The sequence below is a fragment of the Agrobacterium sp. V1 genome (assembly GCF_030518355.1).
GTDB lineage: Bacteria > Pseudomonadota > Alphaproteobacteria > Rhizobiales > Rhizobiaceae > Agrobacterium > Agrobacterium cucumeris.
This window is the reverse complement of the sequence record NZ_JAULSF010000002.1, coordinates 612,300-635,346: the sequence shown is the minus strand read 5'-3', so window position 1 is coordinate 635,346 and position 23,047 is coordinate 612,300. Positions and strand designations below refer to the sequence as shown.

At 59.3% G+C, this 23,047-nt stretch carries 20 protein-coding genes; 9 read left to right on the top strand and 11 right to left on the bottom strand.

Annotated elements, in window-relative coordinates; translation table 11 throughout:
* Positions 1-3: 3 nt before the first annotated feature.
* A complete protein-coding gene (locus QSV77_RS17060; protein WP_302734393.1) occupies positions 4-1,053 on the top strand; it encodes a Gfo/Idh/MocA family protein in 1,050 nt (349 codons plus the stop codon).
* Between the two features lie 217 nt (positions 1,054-1,270).
* Here QSV77_RS17060 and queE read toward each other — a convergent pair whose 3' ends face one another.
* The 9 genes from queE to QSV77_RS17015 form a co-directional block, all read right to left on the bottom strand.
* On the bottom strand, positions 1,271-2,026 hold the full coding sequence (gene queE, locus QSV77_RS17055) for a 7-carboxy-7-deazaguanine synthase QueE (RefSeq protein ID WP_302734391.1): 756 nt from the start codon (positions 2,024-2,026) through the stop codon (positions 1,271-1,273).
* On the bottom strand, positions 2,023-2,379 hold the full coding sequence (gene queD, locus QSV77_RS17050; RefSeq protein ID WP_065117574.1) for a 6-carboxytetrahydropterin synthase QueD: 357 nt from the start codon (positions 2,377-2,379) through the stop codon (positions 2,023-2,025). The genes queE and queD overlap by 4 nt, the downstream gene beginning before the upstream one ends.
* Positions 2,379-3,089, bottom strand: a complete 711-nt coding sequence (gene queC / locus QSV77_RS17045) for a 7-cyano-7-deazaguanine synthase QueC (protein WP_302734390.1) — start codon at positions 3,087-3,089, stop codon at positions 2,379-2,381. The genes queD and queC overlap by 1 nt, the downstream gene beginning before the upstream one ends.
* Before the next feature lie 144 nt (positions 3,090-3,233).
* On the bottom strand, positions 3,234-4,367 hold the full coding sequence (locus tag QSV77_RS17040; protein ID WP_302734389.1) for a Gfo/Idh/MocA family protein: 1,134 nt from the start codon (positions 4,365-4,367) through the stop codon (positions 3,234-3,236).
* A 23-nt stretch (positions 4,368-4,390) separates the two neighbouring features.
* Complete coding sequence (locus QSV77_RS17035) at positions 4,391-5,155, bottom strand: sugar phosphate isomerase/epimerase (RefSeq protein WP_302734388.1); 765 nt, start codon at positions 5,153-5,155, stop codon at positions 4,391-4,393.
* 59 nt (positions 5,156-5,214) lie between these two features.
* Positions 5,215-6,303 (bottom strand): ABC transporter ATP-binding protein, encoded by a 1,089-nt coding sequence (locus QSV77_RS17030; protein ID WP_142842669.1) that lies wholly within the window; start codon positions 6,301-6,303, stop codon positions 5,215-5,217.
* A 5-nt stretch (positions 6,304-6,308) separates the two neighbouring features.
* Positions 6,309-7,250 (bottom strand): carbohydrate ABC transporter permease, encoded by a 942-nt coding sequence (locus QSV77_RS17025; RefSeq protein ID WP_003525110.1) that lies wholly within the window; start codon positions 7,248-7,250, stop codon positions 6,309-6,311.
* Complete coding sequence (locus QSV77_RS17020; protein ID WP_142842667.1) at positions 7,243-8,145, bottom strand: carbohydrate ABC transporter permease; 903 nt, start codon at positions 8,143-8,145, stop codon at positions 7,243-7,245. Before QSV77_RS17020 ends, QSV77_RS17025 begins: the two co-directional genes overlap by 8 nt.
* 143 nt (positions 8,146-8,288) lie before the next feature.
* Positions 8,289-9,521 (bottom strand): ABC transporter substrate-binding protein, encoded by a 1,233-nt coding sequence (locus QSV77_RS17015; RefSeq protein ID WP_142842666.1) that lies wholly within the window; start codon positions 9,519-9,521, stop codon positions 8,289-8,291.
* A gap of 250 nt (positions 9,522-9,771) precedes the next feature.
* On the opposite strand from QSV77_RS17015, the gene QSV77_RS17010 reads away from it, so the two are divergent.
* Positions 9,772-10,494, top strand: a complete 723-nt coding sequence (locus QSV77_RS17010) for a CPBP family intramembrane glutamic endopeptidase (protein WP_302734387.1) — start codon at positions 9,772-9,774, stop codon at positions 10,492-10,494.
* Between the two features lie 70 nt (positions 10,495-10,564).
* Here the strand turns inward: QSV77_RS17010 and QSV77_RS17005 are convergent, their stop codons facing one another.
* On the bottom strand, positions 10,565-11,995 hold the full coding sequence (locus QSV77_RS17005; protein WP_302734386.1) for a mannose-1-phosphate guanylyltransferase/mannose-6-phosphate isomerase: 1,431 nt from the start codon (positions 11,993-11,995) through the stop codon (positions 10,565-10,567).
* A gap of 459 nt (positions 11,996-12,454) precedes the next feature.
* Between QSV77_RS17005 and QSV77_RS17000 the strand changes: the two genes are divergently transcribed.
* The 7 genes from QSV77_RS17000 to QSV77_RS16970 all read left to right on the top strand — a co-directional run bounded on the left by QSV77_RS17000 (position 12,455) and on the right by QSV77_RS16970 (position 21,090).
* Positions 12,455-14,743 (top strand): NADP-dependent malic enzyme, encoded by a 2,289-nt coding sequence (locus tag QSV77_RS17000; protein WP_142842664.1) that lies wholly within the window; start codon positions 12,455-12,457, stop codon positions 14,741-14,743.
* Positions 14,744-15,037: 294 nt separating this feature from the next.
* Positions 15,038-15,877 (top strand): transporter substrate-binding domain-containing protein, encoded by an 840-nt coding sequence (locus tag QSV77_RS16995; RefSeq protein ID WP_302734385.1) that lies wholly within the window; start codon positions 15,038-15,040, stop codon positions 15,875-15,877.
* 192 nt (positions 15,878-16,069) lie between these two features.
* Positions 16,070-16,813, top strand: coding sequence for an amino acid ABC transporter permease (locus tag QSV77_RS16990; protein WP_302734384.1), 744 nt, complete (start codon positions 16,070-16,072; stop codon positions 16,811-16,813).
* The gene (locus tag QSV77_RS16985) at positions 16,810-17,592 is read left to right on the top strand and encodes an amino acid ABC transporter permease (protein WP_142842661.1); all 783 of its coding nucleotides are present in this window, start codon (positions 16,810-16,812) and stop codon (positions 17,590-17,592) included. The genes QSV77_RS16990 and QSV77_RS16985 overlap by 4 nt, the downstream gene beginning before the upstream one ends.
* Positions 17,593-17,604: 12 nt before the next feature.
* Positions 17,605-18,402: an amino acid ABC transporter ATP-binding protein gene (locus QSV77_RS16980; protein WP_302734383.1), complete on the top strand. Its 798-nt coding sequence runs from the start codon at positions 17,605-17,607 to the stop codon at positions 18,400-18,402.
* Between the two features lie 4 nt (positions 18,403-18,406).
* The gene (locus QSV77_RS16975; protein WP_302734382.1) at positions 18,407-19,753 is read left to right on the top strand and encodes an MmgE/PrpD family protein; all 1,347 of its coding nucleotides are present in this window, start codon (positions 18,407-18,409) and stop codon (positions 19,751-19,753) included.
* A 26-nt stretch (positions 19,754-19,779) separates the two neighbouring features.
* Positions 19,780-21,090 carry an LLM class flavin-dependent oxidoreductase gene (locus tag QSV77_RS16970; RefSeq protein ID WP_271361485.1) on the top strand — a complete coding sequence of 437 codons (1,311 nt, stop codon included), beginning with the start codon at positions 19,780-19,782 and terminating at the stop codon, positions 21,088-21,090.
* Positions 21,091-21,171: 81 nt separating this feature from the next.
* Here QSV77_RS16970 and QSV77_RS16965 read toward each other — a convergent pair whose 3' ends face one another.
* Positions 21,172-22,908 (bottom strand): PAS domain-containing methyl-accepting chemotaxis protein, encoded by a 1,737-nt coding sequence (locus QSV77_RS16965; RefSeq protein WP_302734381.1) that lies wholly within the window; start codon positions 22,906-22,908, stop codon positions 21,172-21,174.
* Positions 22,909-23,047: the final 139 nt, after the last annotated feature.

The following is a 23,047-nucleotide window of genomic DNA, read 5'->3' as shown; positions in this document are numbered from 1 at the left end:
GCCATGAGACTTCTCATTCTCGGAACCGGCGGCATGGCCAACAACCATGCCACCTATTTCTCGCAAATCCCCGGCGTCGAACTGGTCGCGGCGGTGGATGTGGACGATGTGGTGGTGCGCGGCTTTGCGCTCCGCCACAACATCCCGCTCTCCTTCACCTCGCTGGATGACGCCATTGCCTGGGGTGAATTCGACGCGGCAGCCAATGTCACGCCGGACGCCATCCACCACCCCACCAGCCTGAAGCTGCTGGCAGCTGGCAAGCATGTCTTCTGCGAAAAGCCGCTGGCGGAAAACTACGCCAAGGCCGCCGAAATGGCCGATGCCGCCGAAAAAGCCGGCCTCGTCGCCATGGTCAACTTAACCTATCGCAACGTCGCCCCCTTGCAGGCGGCGCGCGAGATGGTGCTGGCAGGCAAGATCGGCAAGGTGCGGCATCTGGAAGCCTCCTATCTCCAGAGCTGGCTGGTTTCCAAGGCCTGGGGCGACTGGATGACGGAGAGCAAGTGGCTGTGGCGGCTTTCCACCAAGCATGGCTCCAACGGCGTGCTGGGTGATGTCGGCATCCACATTCTCGACTTCGCCTCCTATGGCGCGGGCAGCGATGTGGAACGCATCTTCACGCGGCTGAAGACCTTCGACAAATATGAAGGCAATAAAATTGGCGTCTACGACCTCGACGCCAATGACAGCTTCACCATGACCGCCGAACTGGAAAACGGCGCCATGGGCGTCATCCATGCCAGCCGCTGGGCGACGGGGCACTTGAACGAGCTCCGCCTGCGCATCCATGGCGACAAGGGTGCGCTGGAAGTCATCCATACGCCCGACTATTCCAGCCTGCGTGCCTGCATCGGCGAGGATGTGGAAAAGGCAATCTGGAAGACGATCGATGTGGAGCCGGTGGCGACGAACTACGAAAAATTCGCCAAGGCGGTCATGGAAGGCGGCCCCGCCGATCCGGACTTCCGCCATGCCGCCAATCTGCAGAAGGTGCTCGATCTATCGATCATCGCCGATCGGGAACGGCGTGAGGTGGCTGTTTCGGCTTGATATGAAAGAACAACATGCGGCAAAACGTTGCCGCATGTTTCTTCTCCCCGAGGGGGAGAAGGTGGCCCGAAGGGTCGGATGAGGGGGGCAACGTCCCCGGATTTCGGCAAGCTTGCCCCCTCATCCCGCTGCCGCGACCTTCTCCCCCTCGGGGAGAAGAAACAAGCGGCAACCGATCGCGTCTCATGGGCGCGAGATTTTACCTTTCCGCGCCGCCTCAAACCCCGCGCTTGTTCCCCCACAACAGCACATGCAGCTGCGGCAGCACCCGCGCCGAAAACCAGCGGTCTTCGCTGACCTTGTCCACCAGCCACAACATCCGGTCCATCACCCCGTCGATATCCACACGCGCATCGTCATCATCCGGCGGCGGTGGAGTGTGGTTACCGGGCTGCAGATAGACGGGCAAATGCGGGAAACGCGCGGATGCCGCCTTGGCATAGGCATAATCCACATCATCGAAGACCACGATCTTCAGCGCCACCTGCGGCCCCTCGCCGGCGGCGGCAAGACAGTCCTCGAAAGCCTGCCAGTCCGTTTCCATGCCGCTTGATGGCGGCTTGGGGCTTAAAACCAGATGGTCAAGATCGGCAAACCAGTCTTTCGCGATGCTGCCCTGCGTTTCCAGCGCGAAGCGATACCCCTCACCGTGCCCCCTGGCGATCAAAGGCCCGAGCGGCTGGATGGCGGGGTTGCCGCCGGAGAGCGATACCGTGAGCGGAACGCCGCCCGAAAGCCGCCGTACCTCCTGCCAGATCACCTCGACCGACAGCGGTTTCCACGTGTCGCGGTAGTCGCTATCGACCGCATGCAGCGTATCGCACCAGGAGCAGCGGTAATCGCAGCCGCCCGTGCGCACAAAAACCGTTGGCAGACCGATCAGCAAACCCTCACCCTGAATGGTCGGGCCGAAGATTTCGCTGATGCGGATTGTGGTTTCCTTGGCTGCAATCTTGTGTGCAGCCACCGTCATGGCCGGTATTCCGCCCAGGTCTTGGCGGTTTCGCTCACCCGAACCGCACTGGTTTCCGGCAGGCGATCCTTGCACCAGTCGTAGAAATGCTTCGCCAGATATTCCGCCGTCACCCGGTCATGGCCGAGAACGTCGTTCAGGTGGCGATGGTCGAAATGATCGTCGATATAACGCTTTAGCGGCGAAAGCTCGTGATAGTCGCGCACGAAACCGTGCTCATTCAGGGCTTCGCCCGATAATTCGACCTCAACGATATAATTATGGCCGTGCAGACGGTTGCACTGGTGATCGGACGGCAGACTTTTCAGCTGATGCGAGGCGGAAAAGTGAAATTCCTTGGTAATGCGGAACATCAGCGCACCTCCTGTGCCGCAAAGGCATGGGTGGCCGCTACCCAGAAGTCCGGATCCTCATAATCGGTCGGATCGGTAACACCGGCCAGATGAAAAGCCTCGCGCCGCTCCACGCAGGTGCCGCAACGACCGCAATGGGTGAGACCACCCTTGTAACAGGACCATGTTTCGCCAAACGGCGTGCCGTATTTCACCGCATCGGTAACGATTGCCGCCTTGGAAACCGTGACATAGGGCGCAAACAGGGTGACATCGGCATAACCTTCCAGCGCATGCGCCTGCATGGCATTGAAGCTGTCGATGAAGCCCGGCCGGCAGTCGGGATAGATGAAGTGATCGCCGCCATGCACGGCAATCGCCACAGCATCCGCCTGCTGTGCAGCAGCCAGTCCAAAAGCGATGGTGAGCATGATGGCATTGCGGTTCGGCACCACGGTGGAGCGCATGGTCTCCTCCGCATAATGGCCATCAGGCACGTCGATATCGTCGGTAAGCGCCGAACCGGTGAGATGCGCCCCGATGGTTCTGATATCGATGATATGATGCGGCACGCCGAGCCGTCTGGCACAATCGGCGGCAAAATCCAGTTCCTTCCTGTGGCGCTGGCCATAATCGAAGGAGACGAGAGCGAGAAGTTCATGTTCCGCCGCGATTTTATGCGCAAGCGAAACGGAGTCCAATCCGCCGGAGCAGATGACGATGGTTTTCATAATTTTGGATCCCTTGTTTTGACCGGGTGGGCTGCGACCGGATACGGCGCGGCTTTAAAGCAAAGCGCGGGATTTGTGAAGGGCTGTGGCGAAAACACGAAAAGCGGCGAAGTCACCTTCGCCGCTTTTCAGACAATGTAAATGTCAGCGCAGCAGCGCCTGTGCCTCTTCAATGCCGAGTGCGGCCGGCTGGGTGCAGGTCGTCGTCATCTCGATGAAGCGGCCTTCTTCGCCAGACTTCAGGATCGAGGTCATCACATCGATGCCGTGCAATGAGCGGTCGAGCGAGCAGCGGGCGTCACGACCTTCAAGGATGGCAATCGCCATATCGGCAAGGCCGGCGGTGCGGTAATTGGCGCGCGGGCCGTTCGGGCTTTCCTGATTGGCAACACCAAAGGGATGCGTCCAGTCTTCCAGCGGCTGGATGTTCTTGTCGCGGCCGCTGGCCTCCACCACTCCGCCGAAGAAGTTCGGGTCCGGCACGTAGATCGAGCCTTCCGTGCCGTAAAGCTCCATATTGGCGTGGCGGTGCGACCACACGTCCCAGCTGGCCGAAAGCGTGATCGTCGCGCCGTTCACGAATTCCAAGAGCGCGTGGATATTGGTCGGCGTTTCCACCGGAATGATCTCGCCATTCATCGGCTGGCTGGTCACCGTGCGGGTGGGGTTCGCCATCGTCGTCAGCGCTCCCACACGTTTGACCGGGCCGATGAGGTTGATGAGGTTGGCAACGTAATAGGGGCCGAGATCGAGGATCGGCCCGCCGCCCTTCAGGAAGAAGAAGCCCGGATTGGGATGCCACATCTCCATGCCGGGGCTCATCACATGGCAGGTGCCTGAGGTGATGCGGCCAACCTTGCCGTCATCGATATATTGTCGGGCAAGCTGATGCGCACCACCGAGGAAGGTATCCGGCGCGCAGCCGACGGAAAGCTTCTTTTCGCGGGCGATGCGCCGCAGTTCTTCGCCTTCCTCCAGCGAGAGCACCAGCGGCTTTTCCGAATAGACGTGTTTGCCTGCCTCGAGCGCCGCTTTCGACACCGGAAAATGCGCGGCGGGAATGGTGAGGTTCACCACCACGTCGACTTCAGGGTTGGCGAGCAGTTCCTCGATGGACTGCGCGACGACACCGAATTCTTCCGCCCTCAGCTCCGCCGCGTTGCGGTTGAGGTCGGCGCAGGCGAGCACCTTGATGCCCTTGAAGAGCGGTGCCAGCGAAAAATATGCAGACGAGATATTGCCGCATCCAATGATGCCGACGCCAAGATCTCTGGCCATGATGAAACTCCGAAATGTGAGACTTAGTAGGTTTTGAACGAGGCGATCGAGCGGGTGATCAGCCGGTCGATGTCTTTTGGATTGTCGTGTTCGACCACGAAATGTTTCGTGGCGGATTTGGCCTTCAGCGCCGCGACAAGGCCCTTCCAGTCCACCGTGCCATGGCCGACATCCGCCCAGCCGTCCTCATCCGTGTTTTCCCCAGATGGGGCGATATCCTTTACGTGCACGGCGGTGATGCGCTTGCCGTAGCTTTCTATCCAGGCGAGCGGATCGGCATTGCCCCTGATAATCCAGGCGATATCCGCTTCCCATTTCAGGTCCGGTCCGCCGGCAAATATCTGCTCCTGCGGGGTGGAACCATCGGCAAGCGCCTTGAACTCAAAATCGTGGTTATGCCAGCCGAAGGTCAGCCCGGCATCGACGAAGGGTTTGCCGGCTTCCTGCAGCCGCTTGCCGAAGGCGAACCAGCCTGCGGCATCCGCCGGGCGCTGGTCGGGCATCAGGTACGGGCAATAGATCGCCTCCACACCCAGAACCTTGGCAATATTGAGCGCCTTTTTCGGATCGCCTTCCAGAAGGTCAAGGCCGAAATGGCCTGTTGGCATGGAAAGGCCATTGGCATCAAGTTCGGCGCGCAAGTCCTTCAAACCGGCATCATCCAGCGAGGCGTACATGGCGCCATAACCTTCGACCTGTTTGTAACCCGCCGCCGAAAGCTTCTTCAGAATGTTGGAAAAAGGCTGGAAATTGCGGGCGCTGTAAAGCTGGAAACCGAGTTCTGTCATTGTCTCCTCCATAGAGATGTTGGTCTTGGGATTGTGTGTGGGGGGGAATAACCGCGCGCTTAAAGCCGATCCTCGCTCCCGGCGTCGAACAACGAGGCCATGGTCAGGTCGAGGCCGAGGCGAACCTTGGTGCCGGGCGAAAACCGCCGGTGACCGCCGACGCGCACCGACATGGTGTGGCCGGCATGTTTCAGCCAGATCAGATTGTCGGCACCCATCGGCTCCTCGATATCGACGATCGCCTCATGCACCTCGCCACCGACGATATCGGCATCGACACGCACATGTTCGGGGCGAACGCCGAGAACCACGGCGCGGCCCGCGGTGAGCGGTGCTTCCGGCTGATAACCGTCCAGCGAAAAGGTGACGCCGTTGGTGGCGAAGGCCACCTTGCCGTCCTTTTCGATCAGCTCGCCGCGCAGGAAATTCATTGAGGGCGAACCGATGAAGCCGGCAACGAAGAGGTTCTTCGGCTTGTTGTAGATGGTGACGGGATCGGCAAGCTGCTGGATGACGCCGCTTTTCATGATGGCGATGCGGTCGGCCAGCGTCAGCGCCTCGATCTGGTCATGCGTCACATAGATCATGGTGTTCTTCAGCGACTGGTGCAGCCGCTTGATTTCCACACGCAGTTCCGAGCGCAGCTTGGCATCGAGATTGGAGAGCGGTTCGTCGAACAGGAACACGTCAACATCGCGCACCAGCGCCCGGCCAATCGCCACGCGCTGGCGCTGGCCACCGGAAAGCTCGGCCGGCTTGCGTTTCAGCAGCGGCTCGATCTGCAATATGCCGGCCGCTCTTTTGACGCGCCGCTCGATTTCCTCTTTCGGCACCTTGGCGACCTGAAGGCCGAAGGACAGGTTCTTCTCCACCGTCATCTGCGGATAAAGCGCATAGGACTGGAACACCATGCCGATGCCGCGATCCTTCGGCTCCTCCCAGGTGACGTTGCGGTCCTTGATGAATATCTGCCCGTCGGTTGGCTCTAGAAGGCCGGCGATGCAATTAAGAAGGGTCGACTTGCCGCAGCCGGAAGAGCCGAGCAGGACGAGGAATTCGCCGTCGTAAATATCGAGATTGAGGTCCTTCAGTACGGTGACGGCACCGAAGGACAGGGATAGATCGCGGATGGAAACGCTTTTGTTCATATAGCTCAACCTTTTACTGCGCCTGCGGCAATGCCGCGGACGAAAAGCCTGCCGGAGACGAAATAAACGATCAGCGGCACGGCACCCGTCAGAAGGGTTGCGGCCATGTTGACGTTGTATTCCTTCACGCCCTGCACGGAGTTGACGATATTATTGAGCTGCACCGTCATCGGGTAATATTCCGGCCGCGTGAACACCACGCCGAACAGGAAGTCGTTCCAGATGCCGGTCACCTGCAGGATCATCGCGACAACGAAGATCGGCAGCGACATGGGCAGCATGATGCGGAAATAGATCTGCCAGAAATTGGCGCCATCAATGCGCGCCGCCTTGAACAATTCTTCCGGCAAAGAGGCGAAATAATTGCGGAACAGCAGCGTCAGGATCGGCATGCCGAAGATGGTGTGCACGATGACGAGACCGGTCAGCGTGCCATAAACACCCATTTCCCGCAGTACGATGACAATCGGATAGATCATCACCTGATAGGGGATGAAAGCGCCGATGATGAGGATGGAGAAGAACAGCTCCGACCCCTTGAACTTCCAGTTGGCCATGGCGTAGCCGCTGACGGAAGCAACGACGATCGAAATGACTACGGAAGGAACGAGAATGCGCACCGAGTTCCAGAAGCCGCGCGAAAGTCCGTCGCAGTTCAGGCCCGTGCAGGCATTCGCCCAGGCTTTGACCCAGGGTTCGAAAGTGATTTCCACCGGCGGTGCGAAAATATTGCCGAGCCGGATTTCCGGCATGCCCTTCAGCGAGGTGACGACCATCACGTAAAGCGGCAGCAGGTAATAGGCGGCGGCCACAAACAACGTGCCGTAAAGAATGATGTTGCGGCGGGAAAAGGTTTTCCTCGGCTTCCTGCCGCGCGGGCCGGAAAGGTCTTTGGCAACCGCATCGGTGGCGGCCACGACCGTATTTAATGTGCTGATATTAGCCACGCTTCTTGCCTCCGAATTCGAGGTAGGCCCATGGAATGACGATGATCGCGACAGTCAGAAGCATCATGGTCGAGGCGGCAAAGCCCTGCCCCAGGTTCTGCGCCTGAAACATGTAGTCATAGACATATTTCGCCGGCACTTCAGATGCGATGCCCGGCCCGCCGCTCGTCTGCGCCACGACGAGATCGTAGACCTTGACAATGCCGCTGGCGATGATGACGAGGGTGGTGATGAAGACGGGCCGCATCATAGGAATGATGATGAGAATATACGTCTTCCACATCGGAATGCCGTCAACGCGCGTCGCCTTCCAGATATCCTCGTCTATGCCGCGAAGACCCGCCAGCATCAGGCACATGACGAGCCCAGTGCCCTGCCAGAGCGCCGCAATCAGGATGCCGTAGATGACAATCTGCGAATTATAGAGCGGATCGAAGGTGAAGCTTTCCCAGCCCATCGAGCGGACCACGGACTGGATGCCGAATTCCGGGTTCAACAGCCATTGCCAGACAAGGCCGGTAACGATGAAGGACAGTGCAAAGGGATAAAGGAAAATGGTGCGGAAGGTGTTTTCGAACCGGATTTTCTGGTCCATCAGCGCCGCCAGCACGAAGCCGATGACGAGACTGAAGATCAAAGACAAAATGCCATAGATCGCCAGATTCTGGATGGAAACGATCCAGCGTGGTGCTGCCCAGAGCCGCTCATACTGATCAAAACCGATGAAGCTCGCCCGTGGCAGAAGCTTGGAATTGGTGAAGGAATAAATCACCGTCCAGACCGTGCCGCCGAGGAAGATCACCATGGCGGTCAAGATCATGGGAATGGAGGCAATCTTGGAATTGAGATTGCGAAAAAGCTGATTTGGACGCCTGGAGCGCGTTTGACCTGCCATGTTACCTCCTCCTGTAACGTTACAGTAAACGGTCAGGCAAAAGCCTTACCGCATGAAACCTCTGCCCGCACTGGTGATTATCGCACGGACCGGACGTTGGAGCGGGGAGCGGCGAACCGCTCCCCAACCCGGAGAGATCACAATCAGTCAGCGGAACCGATGAGGTCCGCGAAGCGCTTCTGGCCATCTGCCGCCGACATCGAGCCAGCGAAGAATTCGGCCATCAGGTCTTCCTTCTGTTTCTGCGTATCGGCAGAAATCAGCTGGTCGGTGCTGGTGAGCGCATTGCCCTTGGCCAGAATTGCCAGCCCCTTCTTCATGCAGTCATTGGCGGCGTTGAGATCGACGTCGCCGCGGATCGGCAGCGAGCCTTTCTTCAGGTTGAAGGCGACCTGCGTTTTCGGATCGACGATGGTTTCAGCCAGCACGTCCTGCGCCTTGGTTTTCGCCTCGTCCTTCAGGACCGGGAAATAAAAGGCGTCACCACCGGTGGTGATGTAGTCATTGAGACCAAGACCCGGCAGGCAGGAGTAATCCGTACCGGCCTTCTGATTGGCCAGCTGGAATTCACCCTGCGCCCAGTCACCCATGATCTGGCCGCCGGCCTTGCCGGTTATGACCAGGTTGGTCGCCTGGTTCCAGTCCTGAACATTGGTGCCCTTGGCCATGTCACGCGCCTCGACGGCCGCCGCAAAAATCTTTGCCATATCAGGCCCGGCTGCCGCTTCGGCATCCTTGTCGCCATAGACTTTCTGGTAGAGATCCTTGCCGCCAATCGAAAGCGTCAGCGTGTCGAACAGGCCGTTGGCCTGCCATGCCTGTCCGCCCAGGGCGAGCGGCTGGATACCGGCCTTTTTCAGCGCCGGTGCGGCTGCAACAAATTCCGTCCAGTTCTTTGGAACCTCAACGCCCGCCTTCTTGAAGGCTTCATTGGAAAGCCACAGCCATTGCCAGGAATGAATGTTGACCGGTGCGCAATAGATCTTGCCATCAATGGTGCAGCTATCGAGCAGGCTTGCGGGCTTGATGACCTCTTTCCAATTGCCCTTTTCGGCAACATCGGAAAGGTCGCGCATCAGGCCGGCCTGCACCAGCTCTTCCGCTTGCCGGCCGTGGTTGAACTGGGTGGCGCCCATCGGGTCACCGCCGGTGATGCGGCTGATCATGATCGGACGGGCCGTACCGCCCGAACCGGCAATTGCGCCATCCACCCATTTATTGCCGGTCGCATCGAAAGCCTTGGCAAGCTCGGCCACCGCTGCGGCTTCGCCGCCCGATGTCCACCAATGGGTCACCTCAAGATCGGTAGCCCCGGCCATGCCCGCCGGAATCATGACACTGGCCAAAAAGGCCGCAGAAATAACACGCATTCGCATGAGTCTCCTCCCTCACTGAAACGTTGCAGTTGGAACGTATGCGAAGATTTTTGATTAGGCAACCGCCTAAAATACGAATCTATTCAGGGTCATTTCGGGGCTTTTACAGGCCGGGAAACCGTGCCGGCTAGCGGTGGGGAAATCCTCATCTCATCGCGTAACTTACTGGCAATGCTGGCTCTTTAAAGTCTGAGGCTGTGGCCGTCTCCCACATCGATACCGGGTCCGCGGATCAATGGGCAAAGCGAAAATGAAAAACTGGCACATTCTTTTGATCATCGGCCTGGCGGGGGTCGCCTCGCTATGGCTGGCAAGTTTCGCGCAGCTTGTGCCGGGAGAGCAGCTTTCACACATGATGCGCGGGCTGATACTTGTGCAACCGACGATACTGACCGTTGCTGCCGTTGCGGTCGGTCAGGCTTTTGCGGCAAAGGTCGGGCTCGGTACACCGTTGATCGACGCGTTGCTGCGGGGAAATAACCACCGCATCGTGCTGCAAAGACAGTTACCAGTCGCGCTGCTCACCGGGCTTACCGTCGGCCTCCTGATGATCGCCTATGCGCGGGTAATCCTGCCATTGGTGACGGATGCGGCCACCATGGCAAAGATGACAGCTTTTCCCGTTCCGTTGACGACCCGAATTCTTTACGGCGGCATCACGGAAGAGTTGCTGACCCGATGGGGCCTGATGTCGTTTTTCGCTTGGGTACTCTGGCGTCTGACAGGCAAGGGAGAAGTCCGTCCGTCGATTTTGTGGGCCGCTGTCATCATGGCAGCCGCCCTCTTCGCCGCCGGTCATCTGCCGCTTCTGTTCGCGATCGCCGCCCAGCCGCAACCGGCACTGATCGCCGCGATCCTGCTCACCAATTTCGCACCCGGCCTGTTGTTCGGGTGGCTGTTCTGGCGCCGGGGACTGGAGGCAGCGATGTTTTCCCATGCCTTTGCCCATTGCGTGAACGCACTGGCATCGTGAACGGGAAAAGGCGAGCCGGACAGCACTCCGGCTCGCCTTCGATCATACGGATTTCATACGGCCGGCAATATTATTGCCGCTTGTAGTCATCCTCGATGCGGATGACATCGTCCTCGCCGATATAGGCTCCGGTCTGGATTTCAACCAGTTCAAGCGGGATCTGCCCCTCATTGGCCAGCCGGTGCGGCTGACCGATCGGGATATAAACCGACTGGTTTTCCGTCAGCAGCTTGGTTTCTTCGCCAATCGTCACCGTCGCCGTTCCCTTGACGACGATCCAGTGTTCCGAGCGATGATAATGTTTCTGGAACGAGATGCGGTGGCCGGGATCGACCGTGATATGACCGACCCGATAGCGCTCGTCCACATACATGTGTTCGATATAACCCCAGGGACGATAAACGCGTTTGTGCGCCTGCGTCTGCGGCGCATGGTCGCCGTCCTTCAGCGTCTCCACCAGCCCCTTCACATCCTGCACCCGGTTTTTCGGCACCACCAGAACTGCATCCTTGGTGGCCACCACCACCAGATCCTTGGCGCCCACCACCGTCGTCAGCAATTGCGTGGAGTGAATGAGGCAGCCCTCGGAATCGATGAACACGCCATCGCCCTCGAGCGCATTGTCATTGCCGCGCTTGTCGGCAATTTCCCAGATCGCGTCCCAGCTGCCGATATCCGACCAGCGGAAATGGCCATGCACAACCGCCATGCGTTTGGTTTTTTCAATCACCGCATAATCGATGGAGTTTTTCGGCGAAGCCTCGAAGCTTTGCTGATGCAGGCGCACGAAGCCAAGGTCGCTTTCATATTGTTCGACCGCCTGTGTCACTGCCGAAAGAATCTCCGGCGCGAAGGCCTTGAGTTCGGCGATCATCACGTCGGAGCGGAACAGGAAGTTGCCGGAATTCCAGAGATACCCTTTTTCCAGATAGGAAATCGCCGTCTTCATGTCAGGCTTTTCCACGAAGGCATCGACGGTGCTGAGATCGGCCTCACCGTCGATCGCCTCACCTGGCTTGATATAACCATAGGAAGTGCGCGGCTCGGTCGGCACCAGACCGAAGACGACGATATTGCCCTGATCGGCAGCTTTTGCGCCGAGTTTCACGGCATCGGAAAACTTGTCGGCATCGAGCACCACGTGGTCGGCGGCAAGCGCCAGTACCAGGCATCCTGGCTCACGGCGCTCGGCCAGCACGGCGGCGGCAGCCATGGCGGCGGCGCTGTCGCGGCGGGCGGGCTCCAGCACCACGGTTGCCGGCAGATCGATCTCTTCGGCCTGACGGCGGGCGAAGAAACGGAAATCCTCATTGGTGATCACCAGCGGCTCGGCATAAAGCCCCTTGTCGCCCACCCGCATCAACGTCTGTTGATAGGTCGAAAGATTGCCGACCAGCGGCTGGAACTGCTTGGGCAGCTGGTCACGAGAAACAGGCCAGAGCCGCGAACCAGCACCGCCAGCAAGAAGAACCGGCGTGATCTTTCGAGAGTGTTCCTTCACAATAAAACCTTTCCAACTCTAAAAAATTTCCCGGCGCGCCGGACAATATACATATTTGCCAATGCTGCCATCATCGGTTCACGGGCACACAAGCGCAAGCTCATAAATTCGCCCTGTGAAAGCTTGGTGAATAGATGGCGGGGGCAGCTGGAGGGCATGTGTATTGCCTGCGGATCCCTTCCGCTAACGCAAGGTCGCTTGTGAGGTTCCATCCGATCCGGCACGAAAATATCGCGGAAAATGAAAAGCCCCATCGGCAGCGGGAGCACTGATTCACCGAACCTGCAGATTCCGCGCCAGGCGAAGAATATTGACTTAATCGATTGAATCGGCCGCAAATTTCATCACGCTTAAATTTGCTGCACTGAACAACATTCAAGGCTTGGCAGGCGTGCAAAAAATACCATAACAACAACGAATATTTTTATACTGATAACGACAGGAAAGCGCACACAGCCCATGTCCGATACGCCAAAAACCGCCAGCACCAGAACATCGGTTACGGATCAGGAAGCCCTGGATTTTCACTCTGAGGGCAGACCGGGGAAACTGGAAATCACCCCGACCAAGCCGATGGCGACGCAGCGGGATCTGTCGCTCGCCTATTCGCCGGGCGTGGCTGTTCCGGTGAAAGCCATCGCCGAAAATCCGGCAACGGCTTACGATTACACAACACGCGGCAACATGGTGGCGGTCATCTCCAACGGCACCGCGATCCTCGGTCTCGGCAATCTCGGCGCGCTCGCCTCCAAGCCGGTCATGGAAGGCAAATCGGTCCTCTTCAAGCGCTTCGCCGATGTCGATTCCATCGACCTCGAGGTCGATACCGAAGATGCCGATGAATTCATCAATTGCGTGCGTTACCTCGGCCCATCCTTCGGCGGCATCAATCTGGAAGACATCAAGGCGCCGGAATGTTTCATCATCGAAAGCCGCCTGCGCGAATTGATGGATATTCCCGTTTTCCATGACGACCAGCACGGCACCGCCATCATCGCCGCCGCCGGCCTCATCAACGCCATTGAGCTGACCGGCCGCGATTTCAAGACCACGAAGCTGGTCTGCAATGGCGCGGGCGCTGCTGCCATCGCCTGCATGGACCTCATCAAGGCCATGGGCTTCAACCCCGAAAACATCACGCTTTGTGATACCAAGGGCGTGATCTATCAGGGCCGCACCGAAGGCATGAACCAGTGGAAATCCGCCCATGCGGTGAAAACCAATGATCGCACGCTGGCGGAAGCGATGAAGGGTGCAGATGTCGTCTTCGGCCTGTCGCAGAAGGGCGCTTTCAGCGAAGACATGATCCGCTCCATGGCGCCGAAGCCGATCATCTTCGCCATGGCCAATCCGGACCCGGAAATCACGCCGGAAGAAGTCTCACGCATCCGCGACGACGCCATCATGGCGACCGGGCGTTCGGATTATCCCAACCAGGTCAACAACGTCCTCGGCTTCCCCTATATCTTCCGCGGCGCGCTCGATGTGCGCGCCCGCCAGATCAACGACGCGATGAAGATCGCTGCCGCGCAGGCGCTGGCCGATCTTGCCCGTGAAGACGTGCCTGATGATGTCGCAGCAGCCTATCAGGGCAACCGCCCGCGTTTCGGGCCGCAATATATCATTCCGGTTCCGTTCGATCCGCGTCTGATCTCGGCCATTCCGGTGGCCGTGGCGAAAGCCGCCATCGAGACCGGCGTCGCCCAGCGCGAATTGCCTGATCTCGACGCCTATGCCCGCGAGCTTTCCGCCCGCCGCGACCCGATGGCCTCGACAACGCAGCGCCTTTACGAGCGCGTGCGCCGCTCGCCAAAGCGCGTGGTCTTTGCCGAAGCGGAAGAAGAACAGGTCATGCGCGCGGCGATTTCGTTCACCGCTCAAGGTCTTGGCACCGCCATCCTGCTCGGCCGCGACGATATCATCAAGGCCAATGCGGAACGTGCCGGCATCGATCTCGACCGCGCCAATATCGAGATCACCAATGCCCGCCTCTCCAGCCGCGTCGATGCCTATGTCGATTATCTCTATGCGCGGCTGCAGCGTGGCGGCTTCCTGCTGCGCGATGTGCAGCGCCTGATCCACAATGACCGTAACCACTTCGCCGCCTGCATGGTGGCGATGGGCGATGCGGATGCCGTGGTGACAGGGGTTACCCGTAACTATTCGACGGCGCTCGAGGATATCCGCCGCTGCATCAACACCAAACCCGGCCACCGCGTCATCGGCGTTTCGCTGGTTGTCTCGCGCAACCGCACCGTATTCGTCGCCGACACCGCCGTGCATGACATGCCGTCGGCCGAAGACTTGGCTGATATCGCCGAAGAGGCAGCCGGCCTCGCCCGCCGTTTCGGTTACGAACCGCGTGTCGCCATGCTTGCCTATTCCACCTTCGGCCAGCCGACCGGCGAGCGTTCCGACAAGGTGCGCGAGGCGGTGAAAATCCTCGACCGGCGCAACGTCAATTTCGAGGTCGACGGCGAGATGTCGGCCGATGTGGCGCTGAACCATCATCGCATGCAGAGCCAATATCCCTTCGCCCGCCTTTCCGGCCCGGCCAACGTTCTGGTCATGCCGGCCATCCATTCCGCCTCCATCTCCACCAAGATGCTGCAGGAACTGGGCGGCGCAACCGTCATCGGCCCGTTGCTCGTCGGCCTCGACAAGTCGGTGCAGATCACCTCGATGGGTGCGAAGGACAGCGATATCGTCAACATGGCCGCGATCGCGGCTTATAACGCCGGGAGATAAGCACAGGGCGTGCCGCTTGTTTCTTCTCCCCGTCGGGGAGAAGAAACAAGCGGCATTCGTTCGTTTTCCCATTGGCCATTCGGTCGACAAACGGCGTCCGGATTGTCCTGCGCGCCCTTACGGCAGACGCAGACACAGAACAGGATTCTACGATTTAAAATTATTAGGATATTTTTTCGCCCTCAAAGCTTTATTGGAACACGATTTTATTCATAGTATTTTTTGCGCAATGCCAATTCTCGCTCTTGGCGGGTGCCTCATGTAGTTTCCATCTACAATCAAAAGGAAATACCCATGGCCCTCTCTTTTTCCAGATTTGCCGCAAAACTCATTGCCGGAACCGTCGTCATCGCTTCGATGGCCACTGCCGCCCATGCGGATGCAACGCTTGACCGTATCAAGGGTCGCGGCAAGCTCACCGTCGGTGTCATCCTCTCTGGTGCGCCTTTCGGTTTCATCGATCCGAAGACGCAGGAGCAGAAGGGCCTCAACATCGATGTCGCCAAGGCGCTGGCTGCCGGCCTCGGCGTCGAGCTGGTCACCGAAACCGTGACCCCGCCCAACCGCGTACAGTTCCTGCAGCAGGGCAAGGTCGACATTCTCATCGCCAACATGCAGTACACCGAAGAACGCGCCAAAACCCTCGATTACGTGCAGACCCCCTATGACCGCCAGGGTGGCGCCGCCATCGGCCGCAAGGACAGTGGCATCAAGGACTGGCCGGACTTGAAGGGCAAGATTGCCTGCGTATCGCAGGGCTCCAACTACACCCAGCCGCTGATCGAGCAGTATGGCGCGCAGGTTAAGGCTCTGCCGAGCCAGCCGGAATCGCTGCTGGCGCTGAAGGGCGGCAATTGTGATGTCTCCGTTCACGTCAACGGCACGCTGAGCCTGATGCTGCAGGACCGCGCCGACGAGTGGAAGGATTACGGCATCCTTATCCCCACCGACCTCATCCCTTCCGATTCCGTGATCTGGCTGCGCAAGGGTGAGGCTGACACGCAGGCCGCTCTGGACAAGATCGTCAAGGAGCTGCACGCTTCCGGCAAGATGATCGAATTCGCCAAGGCGAACCGCCTGCCAAGCATCGGCTACATGGAAGAGCAGCAGAAGAAGCTTTCCGCCGCACAATAAGACAAACGCAGGGTCTATCCGTTTCATGCCTCTCCTCACCGCAGGGTGAGGATGATGCCGAACAGGCGGAGTGATTTCCCGTGACCATCAGGAACGGCCGGTTTCGCCTGCCGTTCTTTTCTGCTTTATAACAAGGCAGGCCATTCTGGCGCCGCCCGCCGGGCGGTTCCGCGATAACAGCATGGATTTCCGATGCAGGATTCATTTACAGCGCGCTTCATTGAACTCGCCGCGCATCTCGGCCTCAACTATGATTTTCTGAACAGCGGTTACGAGGTTCAGATCTGGCTTGACGGCATGAAGATGACGCTCATCCTCGTCGTCGTCACTTTGCCGCTCAGCCTTATCTTCGGCTTCATTTTTGCGGCCATGCTGACATCGGGCAAAGTCTGGCTCGCCGGCCCGGTGCGCGCCTATGTGGAACTGACGCGCAACACGCCGACGCTGGTGCAGCTGATGTGCGGTTTCCTCGTGCTTAACATGCTGATTTCCAACATGCTGGGCGGCGCACAGAACAACCCGCTGACGCCATTCTTCTGGGTCGTCGCCATCACCGGCCTGCATATCGCCGCCTTCCATGCGGAGGCCTTGCGCGGCGGCATCGAGGCGGTTCCAGCCACCACCATCGAGGCGGCACGCGCGATCGGTTTCAGCTCCTTTGAGATTTTGCGTTACGTGGAGTTTCCGCTGGCGATCCGTACGGCGCTGCCCTCGATCATCAATAATCTCGTCAATCTGGTGAAGCTCACCACGGTCGGTTCGGCAATTGCGGTCGGTGAAATCACCTATGCCTCGATCCTGATCTGGACGCAGCGCGACAATGTGGTCGAGCTGATGCTCGTCATCCTCCTTTTCTTCAGCGTCATCAATTTCATCGTCGCAAGGGCCGGTCTCTGGCTTGAGCGGCGCCTTGCGGTTCCGGGGTTCGGTCAATGAGCGCGGTGGTTTCTCAAACGCGGGCGGCAAAAAAGTTGCCCTTCGGCACCATTCTGCTGCTCGGCGTGCTGATATCAGTCATTCTGTGGCTGATCCTCGATCCGTCGCTTGGACAGGTGCTGCTGCAATGGCTGCCCTATCTGGCCAAGGGTTTCGCCATGAACGTGCTGATCAGCATCCTTGCGATCGCCATCGGCACCTTCATCGGCGTCCTGCTCGGCATCATGGAGCTTGCGCCCTATCGCCTCGTGCGCGCACCGGCGCTCACCTATGTGCAGATCTTCCGCAACGCCCCGCATCTGGTGCTGATCTTTGCCGCGACCTACATCTTTCCCTTCGAGATCGTCGCCTTCGGCAATTACATTCCGTTTCCGGACTGGATCAAGGCCGTGGTCGGGCTTGCCATTCCGGCCAGCGCCCATATCGCCGAAATCACCCGCGGCGCCATCCAGTCCATCCCCACCGCGCAATGGGAAGCCGCCCAGGGTCTTGGCTTTTCACGCAATCAGACCCTGCGCTGGATCATCCTGCCGCAATGCGTGAAACGTTCGCTGCCGCCATGGATGAACCTTTATGCCTCGATCACCATGGGCACGGCGCTTGCCTCACTGGTTGGCGTGCATGAGTTGCTGCATGCCGCAACGGACGCCAGCACCGCCGTGCAGCGCAACGATTTCACCGTCGTGGTCTATCTCACCGTTCTGATGGCATTCTTCCTGTTCTGCTATCCCGTCTCCCGTTTCACGCAGCGCCTCGAGCGGCGCTTCGCTTCCCGCTGATTGGAACAAGCCATGTCCGCACCCACACCACAAACCGCCCAAGCGCTTGTCGAACTTGAAGGAATTCATCTCTCCTTCGGCGACAACCAGGTCCTGAAAGGCATAGACCTCACGGTCAACAAGGGCGACGCCGTTTCCATCATCGGTCCTTCCGGTTCCGGCAAGTCCACGATCCTGCGCTGCATCAACGGTCTGCTCATCCCGCAATCCGGCAAGATCACCGTCGGTGGCACCCGCGTAGACCTGTTAAAGACCGAAGCGGAGCGTATCGCGCTACGCAAGCGCATCGGCATCGTCTTCCAGCAGTTCAATCTCTTCCCGCATCTGACCGTCATGGAAAACATCACCATCGCGCCGATCAAAATCCTCGGCACGCCAAAGACGGAAGCCGAGCGGCATGCTCGCGAACTGCTGGAAAAAGTCCGCCTGTCGCAGAAGGTGGATGCCTATCCCGGCCAGCTTTCCGGCGGCCAGCAGCAACGCGTGGCGATTGCCCGCGCTCTTGCCATGCGACCGGAACTGGTGCTGTTCGATGAGGTCACCTCGGCGCTGGACCCGGAAACCGTGGGCGAGGTGCTCGCCGTCATCCGCGATCTCGTCAATGACGGCATGACCAGCATTCTCGTCACCCATGAAATGCGCTTCGCCGAGGAAATCAGCGACAAGATCGTGTTCACCGAAAACGGCCTGATCGTTGACCAGGGCACGCCTGATCATATCTTCTACAAGTCGACCAATCCGCGCATCAACGCCTTCGTCAAAGGTCTGGGAGGACAGGCGGCACGGCTCAATGATGGCGAGGGGATCTGACGCCATGGCCACCGAAGAAAAACTCACCCTTCAACTGGCCGAAGCCATCGCCGCGTCTGATCCGCTGCGCGACGATGAGGCGGTGACGATTGCCCGCACGGCGTTGATCGATTTTTTCGCCTGCGTACTGGGCGGTGCTGCCGACAGAAGCACGAAAATTCTGATCGATACCTTCACGACAGGCACGCAAGGCACGGCCGGCATCATCGGCCATGACCTGCGCACTGACGTCTTTACCGCCGCCCTCATCAACGGCCATGCCGGCCATGTGCTTGATTATGATGATGTGCATGGCAGCGTGCGTGGCCACCCCACCGTCGCCATCATTCCCGCACTTCTGGCCGTTGCGGTCGAGGAAAATTCGACGGCGGACGCCTTCATCGCCGCCTATATTGTCGGGCTGGAGACGATGGCGCGGATTGGCCTGTCGCTTGGCACCAAACATTACGAAAATGGCTTCCACGCCACCGCCACGCTCGGCCCTATCGGCGCTGCCGCTGCCATCGCCCACCTTCTGAAATTCGATCCGCAGACCACAGCCGTCGCACTTGGCCTCGCCGCCACGCAATCGGCCGGGCTGCGTCTGCAATTCGGGTTCGATGCCAAGCCGCTGCATGCCGGGCTTGCCACCCGCGCCGGCCTCACCGCCGCGCGGCTGGCACGCTCAGGGTTTCAGGGCGCACCGGATTTTCTGGAAAACCCCATCGGCTTTTATTCCGCCTTCGCCTTTGGTGCAGAGCAACCCAAACGGGTCCTGTCTGGCTGGGGCGCGCCCTGGCAGATCGTCTCGCCCGGCTTGACGCTGAAGGCCTTTCCCTGCTGCACCGCCGCCCACCCCGTCGCCGTCGGCGCGCTGGCACTACGCAACACGCATGATCTGACGCCGGACGAGATCGAAACTGTTATCATCACCTTCCCGCCGGGCGGCGATGCCGCCCTTGTCGGCACCGCCACGCCCGCTACCGGCATCGATGCGCGCTTCAGCCCCGAATATGTTTTTGCCGCAGCGCTTGCGGATGGAGCACTCGGGATTGGCCATTTCGACGAGCGCCCTGTTCGTGCCGACCTGCTTACACTTTCGGCAAAAGTCGCGCGCCGGCATGATGAAACAGCCCGCCGCCTGTCCCCCGATCCGACCACCCGTTTCGTGGTCATCGATGTGACAAAGAAAGACGGAACATTGCTGTCACGCCGCATCGACGGCCTGCCCAGTATCGACGATCCGACGGAGAAATTCGCCGATGCCACCGGCGGCAATGAGAAATTCGCCGAAATTCCGGCACTGGTGCGGTCCATGAAAACCGCAGCCGATCTCAGGAAGCTCGAAACGCTTCTGGCAACTGAAATATAACACGACCGACATGAAGGCATGACCCCATGACCAATACGACCCGCAAAAGACAGATGCATCTCGGCCTTTTCCTGCAGGGCGCCGGGCACCACGTTTCCGGCTGGCGTCACCCCGATGCGGAAGCTGGCAGCGAGAATTTTGACCTGCTCACCCGCGTCACGAAAATGGCGGAAGCAGCGAAGTTCGACATGGTTTTTCTGGCCGACGGACTGACCAGCGGCGTTGACGCGCACCCTTCCATGATTGCCCGCTTCGAGCCGCTGACCCTGCTTGCAGCGCTTGCCATGGTGACGGACAAGATCGGGCTGGCCGCCACCGCCTCCACCACCTATGGCGAGCCCTATCACACCGCCCGCGCCTTCGCTTCCATCGACCATCTGAGCCATGGCCGCGCGGCCTGGAACATCGTCACCACGTCCTATGCCCGAACGGCGGCGAATTTCTCCAAGGACCATCCCGAGCATGACGAACGTTATGCGGTGGCGGAAGAATATGTGAATGTCGTTCGCGGACTGTGGGACAGCTGGGATGACGACGCCTTCGTCAAGGACAAGCAGGCGGGCCGTTACGTCGATCCGGAAAAGGTCCATATCCTCAACCATGAGGGCAAATATTTCACGGTCAAGGGACCGCTCAATATTCCGCGCTCGCCACAGGGACACCCGGTCCTCATCCAGGCCGGCTCCTCCGGCCCGGGACAGGATCTCGCCGCCCGCACCGCCGATATCGTCTTCACCGCCCAGCAGGCGATTTCCGAAGCGCAGGCCTTTTATACGAGCCTTAAAGCCCGCGTGGAGAAATTCGGCCGCAATCCGGCAAGTGTGGCCGTGATGCCGGGCTTCATGCCGATCATCGGCAGCAGCTTCGAAGAGGCCGGTGAAAAGCTGAAGGAACTGAACCGCTGGACGGACATCAAGAGCGCCATGCCGCTGCTTGAAGAACGCATCGGCCACAGCCTTGCAGATTACGATCTCGATGGCCCGCTGCCGGACCTGCCGATCTCCGACCAGCTGCGCAGCCGCGCCGAACTTCTGACCGAACTGGCGCGCCGTGAAAAGCTGACGATCCGCGAACTGGCTTTGCGTGTCGCCGCCGGTCGCGGCCACCACATTGTCATGGGTACGGCGAAAGACGTAGCCGACCGCATGCAGCAATGGTTTGAAAATGGTGCGGCCGATGGCTTCAACGTCATGCCGCCCTTCTTCCCCGGCGGGCTGGAAGAGTTCAACCGCGAGGTCGTGCCGCTTTTGCAGGAGCGCGGCCTGTTCCGCAGGGATTACGAGGGCACGACGCTGCGTGACCATCTCGGCATTGATCGTCCGGCATTGCGGGCATAACGGCTTACGGGTGCCTTTGACCAAAGGCACCCGCATCACCATATCTCATCGATAAGTCAGGGCGGGCAGAAGCCCCGCCTGTCACGCGGCAGCGCGTCCCGGCTGTTGATCGCGCCGGCCGGAATTTGAAAATTCAGACCGGACGGACGATCCGTCTTCACGCTGAATGTTACGACGGTTCAGTTTGAACAGGCTGACAAGCTGCGCGAGCACATCGGCACCCTGAGCCAGCGTGGCGCTGATTGCGGTGGTGCGCGCGCTCATCGCGGCATTTTCCTGCGTCATCCGGTCGAGCCGGTTGACCGCCTTGTTGATTTCGCTGATGCCGACAGCCTGTTCGTCGGCCGCCTTTGAAATCATCTCGACATTGCCGTCGATGTGCCTGACCAGCGCGTCGATCTGCTTCAGCGCCTCACCGGTTTCGCCGACCAGCCTGACGCCTTCCAGAACCTCGCTACCGGAATTGTTGATGAGTGCCTTGATTTCCTTGGCGGCATTGGCGGAACGTTGTGCAAGTTCGCGCACTTCCTGTGCGACGACGGCGAAACCCTTGCCGGCCTCACCGGCGCGGGCCGCTTCTACACCGGCATTCAGTGCCAGAAGGTTTGTCTGGAAGGCAATCTCGTCGATAACGCCGATGATCTGGCTGATTTCCCGCGATGCCGTCTCGATGCGCTGCATGGCATCCACCGTCCGTTCGACCACTTCCGTGGAGGCCACCGTGGATGTCCGCGCGCTCTGCACGAGTTTGCGCGTTTCCTTCATGTTCTCGGTGGAGGAGCGAACCGTCGCGGTTATCTCTTCAAGGGCCGCTGAGGTCTCTTCCAGCGCCACTGCCTGCTCGCGGGAGCGTTCGGCGAGATTGACGGAGGCTTCGCTGACTTCCTGGCTGCTGCGGGTCAGGTCGCCGGTCTGGCCGAGAACATTCTCCAGCGTCTTCTGGAATTCCGCGATGGACTTGTTGAAGTCCCGCCGCAGCCCCTCGAACTCGCCGACGAACGGCTTGTCCAGCGTGACGCGGATGTTGCATTGGGAAAGCCGCTCCAGCGCCGCGCCGAGCTCTTCCACGGCATGCACCCGATCCGACACGTCGAAGGCGAATTTGGCAACCTTGAAGACCTGTCCCCGATCATCGAGGATCGGGTTGTACGATGCCTGGATGAAGATGCGTTTGCCATCCTTGCCAAGCCGCATGAACTGGCCGGTGGAGAAACGGCCGGTTCGCAGGTCTTCCCAGAAGGTGCGGTATTCCATCGACCCGGCATAAGAGGGTTCGCAGAACATCGAGTGATTCTTGCCGATGATCTCCTGCGCCTGATATCCCATCGCTTCGAGGAAATTTTCGTTGGCGTTGAGGATCGTTCCATCCGGCGAAAATTCGATCATGGCCTGGGCACGGGAGAGCGCCGCAAGCTTGCCGTTATCATCGGCGCTCTGGCGCTTGATGGCCGTAATGTCGGTTGCGATCTTGACGACCTTGTAGGGTTTGCCGAAACGGAAGACCGGATTGTAGGAGGCTTCGATCCAGATATCCGCGCCGCTTTTCGCACGCCGACGATATTGACCCTTGTCGTGCTCGCCGCGGGCCAGTTTTTCCCAGAAAGTCTTGTATGACGCAGACGCTGCATCTTCGGCGGAAAGGAATGTGCGGTGATGGAGCCCGACGATCTCGTTTTGGCTATAGCCGATGGCCTTGCAAAAATTATCGTTCGCTTTGAGCACCTTGCCGGTCAGATCAAACTCGATGATGGCCTGTGAGCGGTTCAGGGCTTCCAGCACCGCAGATGCATCCAAACCAAATTTAGAAAAATGAGACATGCTTTCGAACCCCCAACAATGACCAGTTTGCGGACCTCCTCAACCCTGAATTAGACAAGAGATGAAACTGATCGGTCTGCCCGCACGCAAACTAGCTCGACACCGTTAAATAGCGATTAATGATGAGCTATAACCATCG

Excerpts from the sequence above, each read along its gene's own strand:
- queC (WP_302734390.1), bottom strand. The coding sequence starts at position 3,089 with ATGAAAACCATCGTCATCTGCTCCGGCGGATTGGACTCCGTTTCGCTT.
- QSV77_RS16965 (WP_302734381.1), bottom strand. The coding sequence starts at position 22,908 with ATGTCTCATTTTTCTAAATTTGGTTTGGATGCATCTGCGGTGCTGGAA.
- QSV77_RS17015 (WP_142842666.1), bottom strand. The coding sequence starts at position 9,521 with ATGCGAATGCGTGTTATTTCTGCGGCCTTTTTGGCCAGTGTCATGATT.
- queE (WP_302734391.1), bottom strand. The coding sequence starts at position 2,026 with ATGACGGTGGCTGCACACAAGATTGCAGCCAAGGAAACCACAATCCGC.
- QSV77_RS16975 (WP_302734382.1), top strand. The coding sequence starts at position 18,407 with ATGGCCACCGAAGAAAAACTCACCCTTCAACTGGCCGAAGCCATCGCC.
- QSV77_RS16990 (WP_302734384.1), top strand. The coding sequence starts at position 16,070 with ATGCAGGATTCATTTACAGCGCGCTTCATTGAACTCGCCGCGCATCTC.
- QSV77_RS17040 (WP_302734389.1), bottom strand. The coding sequence starts at position 4,367 with ATGGCCAGAGATCTTGGCGTCGGCATCATTGGATGCGGCAATATCTCG.
- queD (WP_065117574.1), bottom strand. The coding sequence starts at position 2,379 with ATGTTCCGCATTACCAAGGAATTTCACTTTTCCGCCTCGCATCAGCTG.
- QSV77_RS17030 (WP_142842669.1), bottom strand. The coding sequence starts at position 6,303 with ATGAACAAAAGCGTTTCCATCCGCGATCTATCCCTGTCCTTCGGTGCC.
- QSV77_RS16970 (WP_271361485.1), top strand. The coding sequence starts at position 19,780 with ATGACCAATACGACCCGCAAAAGACAGATGCATCTCGGCCTTTTCCTG.
- QSV77_RS17020 (WP_142842667.1), bottom strand. The coding sequence starts at position 8,145 with ATGGCAGGTCAAACGCGCTCCAGGCGTCCAAATCAGCTTTTTCGCAAT.
- QSV77_RS17035 (WP_302734388.1), bottom strand. The coding sequence starts at position 5,155 with ATGACAGAACTCGGTTTCCAGCTTTACAGCGCCCGCAATTTCCAGCCT.
- QSV77_RS17010 (WP_302734387.1), top strand. The coding sequence starts at position 9,772 with ATGAAAAACTGGCACATTCTTTTGATCATCGGCCTGGCGGGGGTCGCC.
- QSV77_RS17060 (WP_302734393.1), top strand. The coding sequence starts at position 4 with ATGAGACTTCTCATTCTCGGAACCGGCGGCATGGCCAACAACCATGCC.
- QSV77_RS16995 (WP_302734385.1), top strand. The coding sequence starts at position 15,038 with ATGGCCCTCTCTTTTTCCAGATTTGCCGCAAAACTCATTGCCGGAACC.
- QSV77_RS16985 (WP_142842661.1), top strand. The coding sequence starts at position 16,810 with ATGAGCGCGGTGGTTTCTCAAACGCGGGCGGCAAAAAAGTTGCCCTTC.
- QSV77_RS16980 (WP_302734383.1), top strand. The coding sequence starts at position 17,605 with ATGTCCGCACCCACACCACAAACCGCCCAAGCGCTTGTCGAACTTGAA.
- QSV77_RS17000 (WP_142842664.1), top strand. The coding sequence starts at position 12,455 with ATGTCCGATACGCCAAAAACCGCCAGCACCAGAACATCGGTTACGGAT.